This is a genomic window from Pseudomonas sp. P5_109, from assembly GCF_034009455.1.
GTDB lineage: Bacteria > Pseudomonadota > Gammaproteobacteria > Pseudomonadales > Pseudomonadaceae > Aquipseudomonas.
In genome coordinates, this window is record NZ_CP125380.1 from 300,553 (window position 1) to 316,293 (window position 15,741).

Genomic DNA, 15,741 nt, shown 5'->3' on the forward strand with positions numbered 1-15,741 from the left:
GGTAGCTGCCAACAATAGTCTTGATGCCGTTGATGAACAATCCATTGACCTCAACGCATTGGTTGATCGAGCAGTCGTTCTTCAAGTGCCGCCTGCTCCCGATCCAGTGCGTTACGGAGTTCCTCTTCGCTCGGCAGGACAAGCCTGTACTTGCTGGCGAGCAGTTGCTCGTTGCCTTCCTGCACTGAGTAACGCACCTCGGATTCATCCTTTTGCGCACAGAGAATGATGCCGACAGTGGGGCCTTCTTCCACGCCGCGTTTCAGGTCGTCGTACATGCGCACGTACATGTCCATCTGTCCCACATCCTGATGGGTCAGTTCGCCGCGCTTGATATCGAAGATGACGAAACACTTGAGCAAGTAGTTGTAGAACACCAGGTCGATGTAGAAGTCTTTGCTGTCGGTACTGATGCGTTGCTGGCGGGCAATGAACGCGAAGCCCTTGCCCAGTTCCAGCAGGAAGCCTTGCAGTTGTTCGATCAACGCTTGTTCGATCTCGCTTTCCTGAAGCTTGCCGGCATTGGGTAAACCAAGAAACTCCAGCACTACCGGATCTCGGATGAAATCCCGGGGGCTGGCCTTCATGTTCTGAATATTGGTGGCGGCCTCCTGCTTGAGGCTGCCGCGATCGCGGCTTGCCAGCAGGCGTTCGTAGTACAACGTATTGATCTGGCGTTCCAGGGCGCGGCTCGACCAGTTTTGGGTGGCTGATTCGTTCATGTACCAGAGACGAGCGCTGTCGTTGTCTACCCGAAGCAGGCGGCGGTAGTGGGTCCAGCTCAATTCGTGACGCAGTGCGTCACGAATTGGAAAGGCTTGATAGAACAGACGCATGTACAGAAGGTTGGAAGCGTCAAATCCCTTTCCGAATTCCGCCGTCAGCACGTTGGCCAAAGTCAACGGTAACTCTTTGCCATACCTCGCCCGTCGCGCGCCGTTCTGTTCGAACTCAACGATGTGTCGCCCAATCTGCCAACAGGTTTGCACCTGGACGGTATCGACCGCCCGCAGCACTTTCTGACGTGCCTGATGGATCAGTTTGCCAAGGTTGCCAAGCAGTGAAGCCAGATAGGGGTCGTGAGGGGCGTTGGGTGTGGGGGCCGTCATGAGGTCTTCCGCTGCAGTTTGGACAGCGAAAGAGCATGACAAGCGAGCAGCCTTTGAAGATGCCGGGAGTTACTGAAAAACGGGCAGGAAATACCGGGTTAGCTGGCAGGACATGTCGCAGGGCAGGCGAGGGCTGAGGAACAAATGGCGTAGTACGTTTCGTACTCAGGCCAAATCAATCTAAAACACCTCCCTGCGACTGGGAATCCAAAGGATGTAACGATTGGGTTCTGCAGAACCCGGGAGTCGTCATCATGAAGTACCTCCATTCACTCCTGTTGCCACTCACCGCCGTCGGCGTGTTGATGTTTCCATCGATGTCGCCCGCCGCCAGCCTTGATCCAATCGACAACGCTGGCGTGCAGGTGCAACGCCAGGAGCAAAACGGCATCGCCTACCTGTCCGGTGGTATCGGCGAGGATGAGTCCAAGGCCATCCAACAGACCACCGGCTATAACCTGCACATGACGTTCTCTGTCGGGACGGAAAATGAATACATTCCTGATGTGAACGTCGTTATTCAGAAAGCCCCCGGGCAAACCGTGCTGACGCTCAGTGACGCCGGTCCGCTGGTTTACGTGAAACTGCCTGCTGGTAAATACACGGTCATTGCGACGCGCAATGGCGAAACACGGCATGACGTTGCCGATGTTGGCAGTGGTGCAGCGCGCAACCTGGTTTTCCACTGGAATGACGCGAGTTAACCAGAAGCTCTAGACCATGGATCGGAAATAAACCCTGAATCATGCGATTCAGGGTTTTTGGTTTTTATCGCCTGCGTAAGTCTGGCGTTGAAGGTTTGTAGCGCAATGAAAGATACCCTGCTGCTGAGCTTTCAAGAGCATTACGATGACTTGTTGAGCGTCCTCACCCGGCGCATGAGTGACCGGCAGCGCGCCGCCGACGTGGCGCAGGAAACCTATCTGAAGCTATTGAATGTTGATGAGTCGGTGGCGGTGCTCAATGACCGCAGTTTTATTTTTCGCCTGTTATCGCAGAAAAACAAAAGGCTACCCAAGGCAGCCTTTTGTCATGCCGGTACGATCACCCCTATCAGGCAATCAGGTCGGCAGTTTGCAAGTTGCTCACACCCAGCAACTGGATTTCGAACTCGGCGGCGGTGTCGGCGTCGGTGCTGCCGTAGAGAATGCCATCGGCGAACCGTACCTGCCCTGTGGCATTGCTGCTGAATGCACTGGAGCCAATGAAGCTGAACGCATCGTTGGCCGCCGTCAGCAAGTTGGCGTCCAGGGTCGACAGGTCGATCTTGTCGCCTTCGCTGCTCTTGAAATCGCCAATGACATCGCGCAGGGCGGCGCCCAGGCCCATTTCATTCAAGGCATTGAAGTCGAATTTGTCGGCCCCGGCGCCACCATAAAGCTTGTCCAGGCCCGTGCCACCGATCAGCAGGTCATTGCCGGCGCCACCGGTGAGCGTGTCGTTGCCGGCACCGCCGTTGAGGGTGTTGGCAAGCGCATTGCCGGTCAGCGTGTCGTGATAGTTGCTGCCCGTGAGGTTCTCGAAGTTCAACAGGGTGTCGGAACCGGAACCACCGGTGGCTTGCGCAGTGGTCAGCCCCAGGTTGGCCGTGACCGCTGCCGTGGCATAGGCATAGGACGCGGTATCGATACCGGCGCCGCCATTGAGGACGTTGTTGCCGGCCCCGGCGTCGATGACGTTGTTGAGGCCGTTACCGGTGCCGTTGGCAGCGCCGGTCGACAGCAGGCGCAGGTTCTCGACATTGTCAGTCAGGGTGTAGGCGCCGAGGAAGCTGTAGACGGTATCGATGCCACCGGTGCTGGCGACAGCATTGGTTTCACTGACGACATCGCCGGCATTGTCGACGTAGTAGAGGTCGGAGCCATCGCCGCCGATCAGGCGGTCGGCACCGGCGGCGCCGTTGAGTTGGTCGCTGCCCAGGCCGCCGCTGAGGGTGTTGGCGGCCGCGTTGCCGGTCAGCTTGTCGTTATAGTTGCTGCCCGTGAGGTTCTCGAAATTCAACAGGGTGTCGGAACCGGAACCACCGGTGGCTTGCGCGGTAGTCAGCCCCAGGTTGGCCGTGACCGCTGCCGTGGCATAGGCATAGGACGCGGTATCGATACCGGCGCCGCCATTGAGGACGTTGTTGCCGGCCCCGGCATCGATGACGTTGTTGAGGCCGTTACCGGTGCCGTTGGCAGCGCCGGTCGACAGCAGGCGCAGGTTCTCGACATTGTCACCCAGGGTGTAGGCGCCGAGGAAGCTGTAGACGGTATCGATGCCACCGGTGCTGGCGACAGCATTGGTTTCGCTGACGACATCGCCGGCATTGTCGACGTAGTAGAGGTCGGAACCATCGCCGCCGATCAGGCGGTCGGCACCGGCGGCGCCGTTGAGTTGGTCGCTGCCCAGGCCGCCGCTGAGGGTGTTGGCGGCCGCGTTGCCGGTCAGCTTGTCGTTATAGTTGCTGCCCGTGAGGTTCTCGAAATTCAACAGGGTGTCGGAACCGGAACCACCGGTGGCTTGCGCGGTGGTCAGCCCCAGGTTGACCGTGACCGCCGCGGTGGCATAGGCATAGGACGCGGTATCGATACCGGCGTCACCATTGAGGACGTTGTTGCCAGCCCCGGCGTCGATGATGTTGTTGAGGCTGTTGCCGGTGCCGTTGGCAGCGCCGGTCGACAGCAGGCGCAGGTTCTCGACGTTGTTTCCCAGGGTGTAGGCGCCGAGGTAGCTATAGACGCTATCGGTGCCGCCAGTGCTGGCCGTGGCATTGGTCTCGCTGACGATATCGTCGACATTGTCGACATTGTCGACGTAGTAGATGTCAGAGCCATCGCCGCCAGTCATCCGGTCGGCGCCACTGCCGCCATCGAGGGTGTCGTTGCCGCCACCGCCATTGAGGGTGTCGTTGTCCGCGCCACCGTAAAGGATATTGGCCAAGGCATTACCGGTTAGTGTATCGGAGTCATCCGTACCGATGACGCCCTCGATAGACACGAAAGTATCGTAGCCTTGGGAGGTATATTGCGAGCCGGTGTTGGACAGATCGACGGTGACACCATAGTTGGAATAGGCATACGAAACAAAGTCGGTGCCCCCCGCGCCATTGAAAATATTGTTGTACGAGTTGCCGACAAAGGTGTTGTTCAGTGCGTTACCTGTGCCGTTGATACTGCTATTCCCGGTCAGAATCAGGTTCTCCAGGTTATCACCGAGCGTATAGCTGATTTGTGCCTGAACGACGTCGGTACCCTGGTTGGCTAGTTCAACAAGCGTATCCAGTGCATCCACGATATAGGTGTCGTCTCCCAGGCCACCCAAGAGCCTGTCGCTGCCCGCTGCGCCGTAAAGTACGTCATTGCCGGCATAACCATTGATGATGTCATTGCCGGATGAACCATAGAGCGAGTCATTCCCGGCAGTTCCTTGCATGTTGTCATTGCCGGATGTACCGCTGACGATGCTGAATTTGTAATAACCGGCGACCCCTGTGTTACCGGGGGTGGTTTCCAGCCCGAGAATGGCGGATTCATTGCCCGATTGCGGCAGTTCATACCAGGAGGAGCCGTCGCCAGTCGAGTAACCGGCACGGGCAACGGTTCCTCCCAGGCCATCGGTGCCGCCACTGGCGCTACCGGTCGTCCAGTTGACGGTTTCATATCTGAAGATGACATCGAAGTTGCCGTTGCCCTTTCCAACCAGCTGGAGTTGGAAGGCATTGAGCTTATCTACCTTGCTGTTGTAGTAACCGACGTCATCCCAGGTAACGGTCAGCGTGCCATTACCTGCGGAATTGAAGTCGTAATAGACCAGGTTGCTGCCCGTCGATGTGCCACCCGGCGTGGCACTGACCGTTCCACCACGGGTATCGACGTCGGCAAAAAAGGGAGCAATCATCGGCCTGCTGGAATCTTGCATGCCGTAGGGGGTATAGGTGGAAAGACCGCTACCAAATGTGATGTTTCCGTTGTTGTTGACGGAAATGTCGGTGTAGTTGGTGCCGAAGAAATTGAGTCCGGCCGCCCCGAAAACAGTGCTGATATCAATGTAAGAGGTGTAGCTGTCATCGTTTCGAGTCAGTTGGTTCTCCCCGAAACCCGCTGCACCACCTAGACCGTTTATCAAGCTAGCCATATCAACACCCCTGTCGTTTATTTTTAACTTACTTGTCTGTTTTCGGGACAACCATGAAACTTCGGATATGCAGCGTCTGGTCGATCAGGCAATAAGGTCCGCAGTTTGCAAGTTGCTCACACCGAGCAACTGAATTTCGAACTCCGCGGCGGTGTCGGCGTCGGTGCTGCCGTAGAGGATGCCGCCGGCGAATCGTAGCTGCCCTGTGGCATTGCTGCTGAATGCACTGGAGCCAATGAAGCTGAACGCATCGTTGGCCGCCGTCAGCAAGTTGGCGTCCAGGGTCGACAGGTCGATCTTGTCGCCTTCGCTGCTCTTGAAATCGCCAATGACATCGCGCAGGGCGGCGCCCAGGCCCATTTCACTCAGGGCATTGAAGTCGAATTTGTCGGCCCCTGCGCCACCATAAAGCTTGTCCAGGCCCGTGCCGCCGATCAGCAGGTCATTGCCGGCGCCACCGGTGAGCGTGTCGTTGCCGGCACCGCCAGTGAGGGTGTTGGCAAGCGCATTGCCGGTCAGCTTGTCGTGATAGGCGCTGCCCGTGAGGTTTTCGAAGTTCAACAGGGTGTCGGAACCGGAACCACCGGTGGCTTGCGCAGTGGTCAGGCTCAGGCTGGCCGTTACCGCCGCCGTGGCATAGGCATAGGACGCGGTATCGATACCGGCGCCGCCATTGAGGACGTTGTTGCCGGCCCCGGCGTCGATGACGTTGTTGAGGCTGTTACCGGTGCCATTGGCATTGCCGGTCGCCAGCAGGCGCAGGTTCTCGACGTTGTCACCCAAGGTGTAGGCGCCGAGGAAGCTGTAGACGCTATCGGTGCCGCCGGTGATAGCCGTGGCATTGGTCTCGCTGACGATATCGCCGGCATTGTCGACGTAGTAGAGGTCGGAGCCATCGCCGCCGATCAGGCGGTCGGCACCGGCGGCGCCATTGAGCGAGTCATTGCCTGCACCACCATTCAGATGGTCGTTGGCGCGGCCACCTGTAAGCGCGTCGTTGCCCGCGCCGCCATCGATGATCACGCTGCCGGCGCCGGTCCACGTCAGGGTGTTGGCCAAGGCATCGCCTGTCAGGCTGGAAACCTTGTTGCCGTTCGCGTCAAAGCGCTGGGTATAAACGTCAACTTGCCCGCTCGCCTTCGAGGACTCCCAGGCAACCACGTAGCCGCCATCGGCCAATGCAGTCACCTGGGAGAATAATTGATTGTCGGTGGTCGTGGTGTTGATGCGGGTTTCGGTGCCCACCTTGACGCCGCTGGCATTGAAGCGTTGGCAGAAGATGCCATTTACATCACCGGTGCCTTGGCCTGCCCAGGTCACCAGATAGCCACCATCCGTCATTGCGGTGATATTAGGCTCTTCCTGATTGCCTGCGATGGTGGTGTTGACCCGGGTTTCCACGCCCACTTTTACGCCTGCGGCATTGAAAAGCTGCGCGTAGATGTCGCCGGGGGCATCGGTTTCGTCGTTGCCATCGCCATCGTTGGGAGCCGATTGCCAGGTGACGACGTAGTTACCGCTACTCAGGACCTTGACGACGGGGTCTGTCTGATCGTCGGCCACCCTGGTATTGATGCGGATTTCTCCGCCCGATTTGCTGCCGTCGGCCTTGAACCGCTGACCGAAGATGCCGGATGCATCGCCTGTTCCGTTACCCTCCCAAACCGCCATGATGCCGCCATCGGCAAGGCCCGTGACAGTAGAGTCATCCTGCTCGGACAGAGTGGTGGTAGCGACGCGAGTCTCCACACCGACCTTCGCCCCGCTGGCGTCATAGCGCTGCAGGTAACTGCCCCAACCGCTGCCGTCCTGGCCGAAAGAAGCCCAGGACACCACAAAGCCGCCGTCCTTCAGCGAAGTGATCTGCGCGCTGTCCTGCTCACCCATTCTGGTTGTGTTGACGATGAACTCGCCTCCAACCTTGACGCCATTGGCGTTGTAGACCTGGGCGGCGATGTCCGACATATCGTCGAAGGTATCCGATTGCCAGGCGACCACGTAACCGCCATTGGCCAATGCGGTAATGGAGGGATCTTCCTGTGCGCTGTTGGTAACCTTGTTGACCAGGGCTGGCGCGCCTACCTTCACACCACTGGCGTTATAGCGCTGGGTGTAGATGTAGTCGGTAAAGCTTGTTCCCTGATCGCTCCACGCCACGATGTAACCACCGTCCTTCAGAGCCGTGAGGGAGGGCTCGGAGTTTTTGCCAGTCGTAGTGTTGACGCGGATTTCGCCCAGGGTTGGCATTGCAAATTCCTTTTACGCAACGAGAAAGCGGAAGTGACTGGCAGTCTACAGGGCAAAATAATGGCGGCAAACTGCCATCAGTCAGGTGTCTCGGCCCTCCCGCGAGTTAAAGTATGAAGTCCCCCGTCGTTACGCTGCTGATACCGACTACCTGAATGGCGAACTCGGCGGCGCTGTCGGCATCGGTATTGCCGTAGAGCACCCCCCCTGAAACTTTCAACTGGCCGGCCGCACTGAAGGCAACGGTACTGCCGATGACCGAGGTGAAGGCTTCATTGGTGGCCGTCGCCGTGTTGGCATCGAGCGTCGACAGGTCAATCTTGTCGGCTCCCCGGGTGAAGTCGCTGATGATGTCCCAGGTGGCGCTGGTCAGCCCCGTTTCAGCGACGGCGTTGAAATCGAAGATGTCATTGCCGGCACCGCCGGTGAGGACATCCTTGCCTGTACCGCCGATCAGGATGTCGTTGCCGCTTCCACCGCTCAGCAGGTTGGCGGCGGCGTTGCCCGTGAGCCTGTCGTTGTAGTTGGAGCCCGTGAGGTTTTCGATGGCGATAAGGGTGTCGGCGCCTGATCCACCGGTGGCCTGGGCCGTGGTCACGGCCAGGCTGACGCTGACGGCGCTGGCGGCATAGAGGTAGGAGGCGGTGTCGACGCCGGTGCTGCCATTGAGCAGGTTACTGCCGGCCCCGGAGTAGAACGTGTTGTCGAGACTGTTGCCCGTAAGGGCGGCGGCCCCGGTCGTGAGGAGGCGACCGTTCTCGACATTGGCGCCCAGGGTGTAGACGCTGATAAAGCTGTAGACCGTGTCGCTGCCGCCAATGCTGGCCGTGGCATTGGTTTCCATCACGACGTCGAGAATGTTGTCGACGTAGTAGGCGTCAGAACCATCACCGCCCGTCATCCTGTCGACGCCCGTGCCGCCATTCAAAACGTCGTTGCCGGCGCCACCATTGAGCAGGTTGGCGGCGGCGTTACCCGTGAGCGTGTCGTTGTAGTTGGAGCCCGTCAGGTTTTCGATGGCGATCAGGGTGTCCGAGCCTGATCCAATGGTTGCCTGAGCCGTGGCCACAGCCAGGCTGACGGTGACTGCGCTGCCAGCATAGACGTAAGAGGCCGTGTCGACGCCGGTGCTGCCATTGAGGACGTTGTTTCCGGCCGCGGCAAAGAGGGTGTTGTCGAGGCTATTGCCCGTCAGGGCGGCAACCCCGGTGGCGAGGAGGCGCCCGTTCTCGACATTGGCACCGAGGGTGTAGGCGTCGAGATAGCTGTAGACCGTGTCGCTGCCGCCGGTGCTGGTCGTCGCATTGGTTTCAATCACGACGTCGCCGGTACTGCTGACGTAGTAGGTGTCAGAACCCTCACCGCCGGTCATTCGGTCGAGGCCTGCGCCGCCATTCAAAACGTCATTGCCGGCGCCACCATCGAGCAGGTTGGCGGCGGCGTTGCCCGTGAGCGTGTCGTTGTAGTTCGAGCCGGTGAGGTTTTCGATGGTGATCAGGGTGTCGGCGCCCGATCCGCCGGTAGCCTGGGCCGTGGTCACGGCCAGGCTGACGGTGACTGCGCTGCCGGCATAGACGTAAGAGGCCGTGTCGACACCAGTGCTGCCATTGAGGACGTTGTTACCGGCCGCGGCAAAGAGTGTGTTGTCGAGGCTATTGCCCGTGAGAGCGGCCACTCCGGTGGCAAGGAGGCGACCGTTCTCGACATTGGCGCCGAGGGTGTAGGCGTCGAGATAGCTGTAGACCGTGTCGTTGCCGCCGGTGCTGGCCGTCGCATTGGTTTCAATCACGACATCGTCGGCGCTGCTGACGTAGTAGGTGTCAGAACCCTCACCGCCCGTCATCCGGTCGAGGCCTGCGCCGCCATTCAAAACGTCATTGCCGGCGCCACCGTACAGCAGGTTGGCGGCGGCGTTGCCCGTGAGCGTGTCGTCGTAGTTGGAGCCCGTGAGGTTTTCGATGGCGATCAGGGTGTCTGAGCCTGATCCGCCGGTGGCCTGGGCCGTAGTTACGGCCAGGCTGACGGTAACTGCACTGCCTGCATAGGCGTAGGAAACCGTGTCGACGCCGGTCATGCCATTGAGGACATTGTTGCCGGCCCCGGAAAAGAGAGTGTTGTTGAGGCTGTTGCCTGTGAGGGCGGCAACCCCGGTGGCGGTGAGGCGACCGTTCTCGACATTGGCGCCGAGGGTGTAGGCATTGAGAGCGCTATGGACCGTATCGCTACCACCGCTGCTGAGCGTCGGATCGGTTTCGGTCACGATGTCGCCGATGTTGTCGACATAGTAGGTGTCGTTGCCGAGTCCGCCGATCAACGTGTCGGCACCCGACTTGCCGCTGAGGATATTGGCCCCATTATCGCCGGTCAGAACATCATTGAAACTACTGCCGATGATGTTTTCGATACTCCACAACTGGTCGGCAAAGTCTGAGATGGCTTGCTCCACGTCATTGATGAAGTTCCCGATACCGGTGTCCGGAGCAGGCCTGCTGTTAAGCAGGGCAATGGCACCCGTTGCATACCCAAAGCCGGTGGCCAGGTTCACGACCACGCTCGATTGGGCATTGGCATAACTGACGAAATCGTTGCCGGCGCCACCGTCGAGGGTTTCGCCGTGGTAGAACCAGAAATCAAAGCCGCCAATCTGATTGCCAGATTCATCGTATGTCGTTTCGTATGCAATCGACTCCAGCGTCGCCGAATATCCCCCTTCAGCCATCAGGGTATCGTTGCCGCCTTCTCCCTTGACAAGATCACGGCCGACACTGCCATCCAGGGTATTGTCTTGCGCGTTACCGATCAGGGTGTCGTTGAACCGGCTTCCGATCACCGCCTCGATGCTTCCCAGGGCGTCCGTGCCGGAGCCGCCCGTGACTTGCGATACGGTGCCCAGATTGATGGTGACGGCAGCGTCCGCGTACTCATATGAAACGGTATCGAAGCCTGTATTACCGAAGAGACTATTATTGCCGCTACCTGCGTAGAGTACGTTGTCGAGAGCGTTGCCGCCCAGATTGGAGGTCCCGGTCGAGAGAATGCGGCCATTCTCGATATTGGCACCGAGCACGTAATTTTCGAGGGTGTTGGCGACCAGGTCAACGCCGCCAGTGCCGGTTTCGCTGACCACATCGCCGAGATTGTCGACGTAATAGGTGTCGCCGCCATCGCCGCCCTGCATGGTGTCGGCGCCCGTGCCTCCGTCCAGGATATCGTCGCCACCGTAGCCCATCAGGGTGTTCTTGCCACTGTTGCCGGTCAGCCGGTTGTTCAGGTCGTTACCGTCACCATTGATATTTTCGCTGCCTGTCAGCTCCAGGTTTTCCAGGGTGCTGCCCAGGGTGTAGCTGGGCAGGCTGGACTTGACCAGATCGGTACCACCGCTGTCCGGCACTATTTGGTCTTGGTCTATGTGGTAGTTGTAGAAGAAGCTGTCGCCGACGCTCTGTAGGGAGGAAACGCCTCCCTCAGACGCAAAGGAAAACCAGCCAGTGACAAATCCAGTGCCACGGGAGTAGTAGATGCCTTGACCCCAATACAGTCCGGATGATTCGGAAAAGAACAGAGCATCGATTTGCTGTTGACTGCCCAATCCAGTCTGAAAGGGGTCCATGACCCCGGAAATCAAAAGCCCGGATACATCGGTGAAGTCAGACTTCAGCTCGGGGATCTTGTCGAGAATGTAAATGTCATCCCCGTTGCCGCCGTCCAGCGTGTCCAGGCCTACACCGCCATCGAGAATGTCATCCCCCGCCAGTCCGGAAATGCTGTCTGGCTCACTTGTCCCCAATAGATCATCGTTGCTCGTAGTGCCTGTTATCACGGCCATGTGTGATTTTCCTTTTTCCGGGCAGCAAGTGGAAACCCACGCGGCCGTGTTGTTATTGCCACCAGTAACAGGCGAGGTGAAGCCGCCGGGCATTTCAGCGAAATTCGTCGAGGCCATGCAGGCCAGGATGACGAACTCGGCTGTGTTGTACGCAACGGTGTCGCTGTAGAGCCGCCACGCTGCAACCTTCAAATGCCCGGCGGCACAGATAGTGGCACTCATTGTATATAGCCATTTGCCACTGCGCTTGCCCGGTCGTCGTCTCAAATGGGGATGTGTGACGGCACTGCATTTGTGCTTCAGGCCGGTTGATTTGCGAAAATTCGCCGATGGTCTGACTGCGCGAGTCGAACCGGACATAAAGGGGGGCGAGTCAGTAACGTTTCAGGGGGGAGTGTGGGGAGGGCAGGGTGGTCTGGCAACCATCAAATCGCAGGCAATAAAAAACCCCAAGGAATCATCTTCGCTTGGGGTTTTTCGGTATTTTGGTGCCCAGAGACGGAATCGAACCGCCGACACGGGGATTTTCAAAACCTGTGAACCTCCTTCAGCATTCGAGAAGCGGCTGGATATCGTGGCCCTATCTCAAATTCACCCGTGTAAACCCCGGCCAGAAACGGGCCAGATGCCCCAAAACCTTCCGGACGGACCGGAGGAGTACCGGAGCGCGGGCGGGCGATTAACATTGTTTTTCTAGCCGCCGCGCGTACCGCGTGACATTCGAAGACTAGAGAAATTCTATTGCGAGTAACGTAATTGCATTTGCATTTATCGGAGACGGATGCCTCATATTCGGACTGGTTATTAGCTTGTATGCCCTCCAAAATGCTGTCACCACGTGGTCACAAATCGCCGCTAACCTAAGCCGAATGGGTCAGGCTTTTCTGGCCTAGAGGAGGCCTCCTTGCCCTCTCCATCCGCACTGCTAGATCGAAAGGACTGCTCTGACAGCTTGGTGCCAGCTGCGGAGTATGTACGCATGTCCACCGATCACCAGCGTTATTCCACCGAAAACCAATCGGCGGTTATCCATGCATACGCCGTGAGCAATGGCATGGAAATCATCACCACGTATCGAGATGAAGGGAAGAGCGGTCTTGATATCAGAGGGCGCCATGATTTACGCAGGTTGCTTGAAGATGTTCAGGCTGGGAACGTAAAGTTTCGCGTAATACTGGTCTATGACGTGAGTCGTTGGGGACGCTTCCAAAATACAGATGAGAGTGCTCATTACGAATACCTCTGCACGAGCGCAGGTATAAAAGTTGTGTATTGCGCGGAGTCCTTCGCCAACGACGGCTCTCCTATGTCTACAATTTGCAAGAGTTTCAAGCGTCACATGGCTGGTGAATATAGTCATGAGCTTTCCGCTAAGGTATTCGCGGGGCAATGTCGCTTAGTTGAAAAAGGATTTCACCAGGGAGGGCCAGCAGGATGTGGGTTACGCCGCGCATTGATCGATGAAAAGAGTGAGTTCAAGGCGGAACTGTCGCGGGGTGAGCATAAGAGTATTCAGACCGATAGGGTCATCTTAATTCCTGGCCCGGCAGGCGAAGTTGAGTTGGTTCAGCGCATCTATCATCAATTCGTCCACAACGGCATGAACGAACGTGAAATTGCAAATGAACTGAATGCTGAAGGCCAGGTCACCGACTTTGATCGTCCATGGAGTCGAGGTAGCGTGCACCAAGTGCTTACCAATGAAAAATATATTGGTAACAACGTCTATAACAAAACATCTTCAAAACTACGAGAAGGCAGTAGTCGCAACCCGCCAGAGAAGTGGGTTCGTTGTGATGGGGCATTCCAGGGAATTGTATCGCTGGAGTTATTTGCTAGCGTTCGTGAAATCATCTTGCAGCGCTCGTACCGCCTGGAGGATGCGCAACTGCTAGAATTGCTTCGTAGTCTCCTACAGCAGGCGGGCTCATTGTCCGGAATGCTCATCGATGAGCAGGACAATATGCCCTCCAGCACGACCTACATAAATCGTTTTGGCGGCCTTTTACGTGCCTATACCCTTATAGGTTACAGACCAGACCGGGACTATCGGTATTTGGAGATCAATCGGTCCCTGAGACGGATGCACCCGCAGGTTCTTAACGATATCGTAAGACACCTGAAGTTCGTTGAAGCAGACGTCGAGCTCAACGACCAAAATGACCTGCTGACGGTTAACGGTGAATGGACGGCATCAGTGGTCATTGCTAGATGCCAGCCCACGCTCGCAGGCACTCTCCGCTGGAAGCTTAGATTCGATAATAGCCTCACGCCGGATATCACCATCGCTGCCCGCATGGAACAAACGAACTCTCAAGTTAGGGATTATTACCTGATTCCCAGCATCGACATGGGGGCATGGCCACAAAAGATGGTCGAAGAAAACAGCCCATTGATTGATAGCTATCGTTTCACGACGCTGGACGTAATTGATGAGTTGGCAGCGCGTTGCCCCCTCAAGGAGGTTTATTAATGACCGTCCCGTCAACTGTCCGCGACCGCGTCGCGCTAATTCCAATATCGGAAATTCACATCCTGAATCCTCGCACAAGAAACAAAAGGGTTCATCGCGAGCTAATTGAAAATATCAAGACTGTTGGCCTTAAACGACCAATCACGGTCAGTCGAAAAGAGTTCCCTAAAGGACCTTTCCATTATGACCTAGTGTGCGGGCAAGGTCGTCTCGAAGCGTTCCTCGCTCTAGAGGCTACAGAGATTCCGGCATTTCTGATCGATGCTGTGGAAGAAGATTGTCTGGTAATGAGCCTGGTTGAGAACGTGGCCCGAAGGCTACATCGCCCCATAGATCTAATGAATGAAGTCGGCCGTTTGAAGGAAAGGGGAAAAACGGACTCGGAAATTGCTGAAATAATTGGCACCACAGCGTCATGGGTCAACATGATCGTTGGCTTACTTGAGCGCGGCGAAGAAAAACTACTGTCTGCCGTGGAAACTGGATTGATTCCACTCAGCATGGCGACAGAAATTGCCCGTAGCAGTGAAAGTGACATACAAAACGTGCTCACCGATGCCTACGAGCGCGGTATAAAAGGAAAGAAAATTAACAAGCTACGGCACCTTCTAGAACTGAGGGCTAAAAAAGATAAACTAGTGCGAGGGGACCCATTAGGAGTTAGCCAGAATAAAAAGAAGAAAATCACCCCCGCAGACTTGAGGCGACTATTCGAACGGGAGGCTGAACGACAGCGCCTTATGGTAAAAAAAGCGGCGTTTACCCACGATCGAGTTGTTTTCGCTATTCAGGCTATTAAAGAGCTTTTATCGGTCAGTGATTTCGAAAAACTACTTGTTACTGAACATCTGGATTTATTGCCCAAGCTAGTACAGGCCCGCCTTAGGCATGGAGGGACATAGCTATGTCTGATTCAATACAACAATCCATTTGCCTTCAGCCGAAATTCACTCCGAAAAAATCGTTCTTAGATGAGTGTGTTCGAGTTGAAGTCGCCAATATCCAGGCTCTTAAAATTTCACGGCCAGCAGTAAAAGACAGCCTAAAATATCAACAAATTTTCGCATCGATACAAGATGTTGGATTGGTAGAGCCTCCAGTAGTTATGCCAGTACCTGGCCGTAGTGGATATTATTTTTTGCTTGATGGGCATCTACGCATTGAAGCGCTGAAGGATTTGGGAGAGCTGGAAGTAGATTGTCTCGTGGCAACCGACGATGACACGTATTCGTACAACAAACGGACTAATAGGTTATCTGCGGTCCAAAGTAATAAAATGATTGTGCGGGCTATGGGGCGTGGGGTTTCGGCAGAGCGGCTTGGCAAAGCTCTTGGGTTATCACCGCAAACAATCAAGCAGAAATTTCGTCTGCTTAATGGCATTTGTGCGGAAGTCGTTGCGCTTCTGGGCGACACAGAATGTCCAGCAAACGTATTCAATCTTCTTCGACAAATGAAACCGCTGAGGCAAATAGAAGCAGCCGAACTGATGATCGGGAACAAAAACCTCTCAGGCTTACTCGCTAAAGCGCTTTTGGCCGCCACGCCGCCTGACCAGTTGGCAGTAGCGAGAAAACCTCAACCTGAGCAGCATGTTTCGGCAGAATCAATTGCTCGCCTGGAGCGTGAGCTCGCCGCATTACAGATGCAGATCAAGACAGTGGAAGAAGATTACGGACCGGATGTGCTTCATCTCACGGTCATCAAGGGCTACCTAACCAGTCTGCTTGCAAATGCTGCCGTAGTGCGATGGTTGGCCAGGCACCAACCAGAGTTCTTGAGGGAATTTCAATCTATAGCCGAGCTGACTGAGCTGCCTTGGGGAAGTGACGAATCAGCCCTTTCTGCCTGAGCCTGTGAAGGCCCAAGAATTAGGCAAAATCAGCTGTCTACCAAATACTCGGCCCAATTCAATTCTCGATAGGATGTGAGGGTGTTGCTGCGCTATCGTCGAAATCATGGTTTTGATA

Annotated in this window: 8 protein-coding genes and 1 pseudogene; 5 read left to right on the plus strand and 4 right to left on the minus strand. The window is 56.4% G+C overall.

Annotated elements, in window-relative coordinates; translation table 11 throughout:
- Window positions 1–50: 50 nt before the first annotated feature.
- Entirely contained in the window at window positions 51–1,109 is a 1,059-nt protein-coding gene (locus QMK54_RS01340; RefSeq protein ID WP_320401911.1) for a PDDEXK nuclease domain-containing protein, read from the minus strand.
- A 254-nt stretch (window positions 1,110–1,363) separates the two neighbouring features.
- On the opposite strand from QMK54_RS01340, the gene QMK54_RS01345 reads away from it, so the two are divergent.
- Both QMK54_RS01345 and QMK54_RS01350 read left to right on the plus strand, forming a co-directional pair.
- A complete protein-coding gene (locus tag QMK54_RS01345) occupies window positions 1,364–1,813 on the plus strand; it encodes a carboxypeptidase regulatory-like domain-containing protein (RefSeq protein WP_223589006.1) in 450 nt (149 codons plus the stop codon).
- 105 nt (window positions 1,814–1,918) lie between these two features.
- Window positions 1,919–2,098 (plus strand): annotated as a pseudogene (locus tag QMK54_RS01350) (sigma factor); the annotation flags it as partial.
- 64 nt (window positions 2,099–2,162) lie between these two features.
- Here the strand turns inward: QMK54_RS01350 and QMK54_RS01355 are convergent.
- The 3 genes from QMK54_RS01355 to QMK54_RS01365 all read right to left on the minus strand — a co-directional run bounded on the left by QMK54_RS01355 (window position 2,163) and on the right by QMK54_RS01365 (window position 11,520).
- A complete protein-coding gene (locus tag QMK54_RS01355) occupies window positions 2,163–5,225 on the minus strand; it encodes a beta strand repeat-containing protein (protein ID WP_320401912.1) in 3,063 nt (1,020 codons plus the stop codon).
- Between the two features lie 84 nt (window positions 5,226–5,309).
- Window positions 5,310–7,472, minus strand: a complete 2,163-nt coding sequence (locus tag QMK54_RS01360) for a calcium-binding protein (RefSeq protein WP_320401913.1) — start codon at window positions 7,470–7,472, stop codon at window positions 5,310–5,312.
- 106 nt (window positions 7,473–7,578) lie between these two features.
- A complete protein-coding gene (locus QMK54_RS01365) occupies window positions 7,579–11,520 on the minus strand; it encodes a beta strand repeat-containing protein (protein ID WP_223589013.1) in 3,942 nt (1,313 codons plus the stop codon).
- A 700-nt stretch (window positions 11,521–12,220) separates the two neighbouring features.
- Here QMK54_RS01365 and QMK54_RS01370 point away from each other — a divergent pair.
- The 3 genes from QMK54_RS01370 to QMK54_RS01380 are packed head-to-tail and all read left to right on the plus strand — an operon-like array spanning window position 12,221 to window position 15,623.
- Window positions 12,221–13,771 (plus strand): recombinase family protein, encoded by a 1,551-nt coding sequence (locus tag QMK54_RS01370; protein ID WP_320402883.1) that lies wholly within the window; start codon window positions 12,221–12,223, stop codon window positions 13,769–13,771.
- Entirely contained in the window at window positions 13,771–14,673 is a 903-nt protein-coding gene (locus QMK54_RS01375; protein ID WP_320401914.1) for a plasmid partitioning protein RepB C-terminal domain-containing protein, read from the plus strand. The genes QMK54_RS01370 and QMK54_RS01375 overlap by 1 nt, the downstream gene beginning before the upstream one ends.
- Window positions 14,674–14,675: 2 nt before the next feature.
- A complete protein-coding gene (locus QMK54_RS01380) occupies window positions 14,676–15,623 on the plus strand; it encodes a plasmid partitioning protein RepB C-terminal domain-containing protein (protein WP_320401915.1) in 948 nt (315 codons plus the stop codon).
- Window positions 15,624–15,741: the final 118 nt, after the last annotated feature.

Coding starts and splice junctions, on each gene's coding strand:
- QMK54_RS01340 (WP_320401911.1), bottom strand. CDS start 1,109: ATGACGGCCCCCACACCCAACGCCCCTCACGACCCCTATCTGGCTTCA.
- QMK54_RS01345 (WP_223589006.1), top strand. CDS start 1,364: ATGAAGTACCTCCATTCACTCCTGTTGCCACTCACCGCCGTCGGCGTG.
- QMK54_RS01355 (WP_320401912.1), bottom strand. CDS start 5,225: ATGGCTAGCTTGATAAACGGTCTAGGTGGTGCAGCGGGTTTCGGGGAG.
- QMK54_RS01360 (WP_320401913.1), bottom strand. CDS start 7,472: ATGCCAACCCTGGGCGAAATCCGCGTCAACACTACGACTGGCAAAAAC.
- QMK54_RS01365 (WP_223589013.1), bottom strand. CDS start 11,520: ATGAGTGCCACTATCTGTGCCGCCGGGCATTTGAAGGTTGCAGCGTGG.
- QMK54_RS01375 (WP_320401914.1), top strand. CDS start 13,771: ATGACCGTCCCGTCAACTGTCCGCGACCGCGTCGCGCTAATTCCAATA.
- QMK54_RS01380 (WP_320401915.1), top strand. CDS start 14,676: ATGTCTGATTCAATACAACAATCCATTTGCCTTCAGCCGAAATTCACT.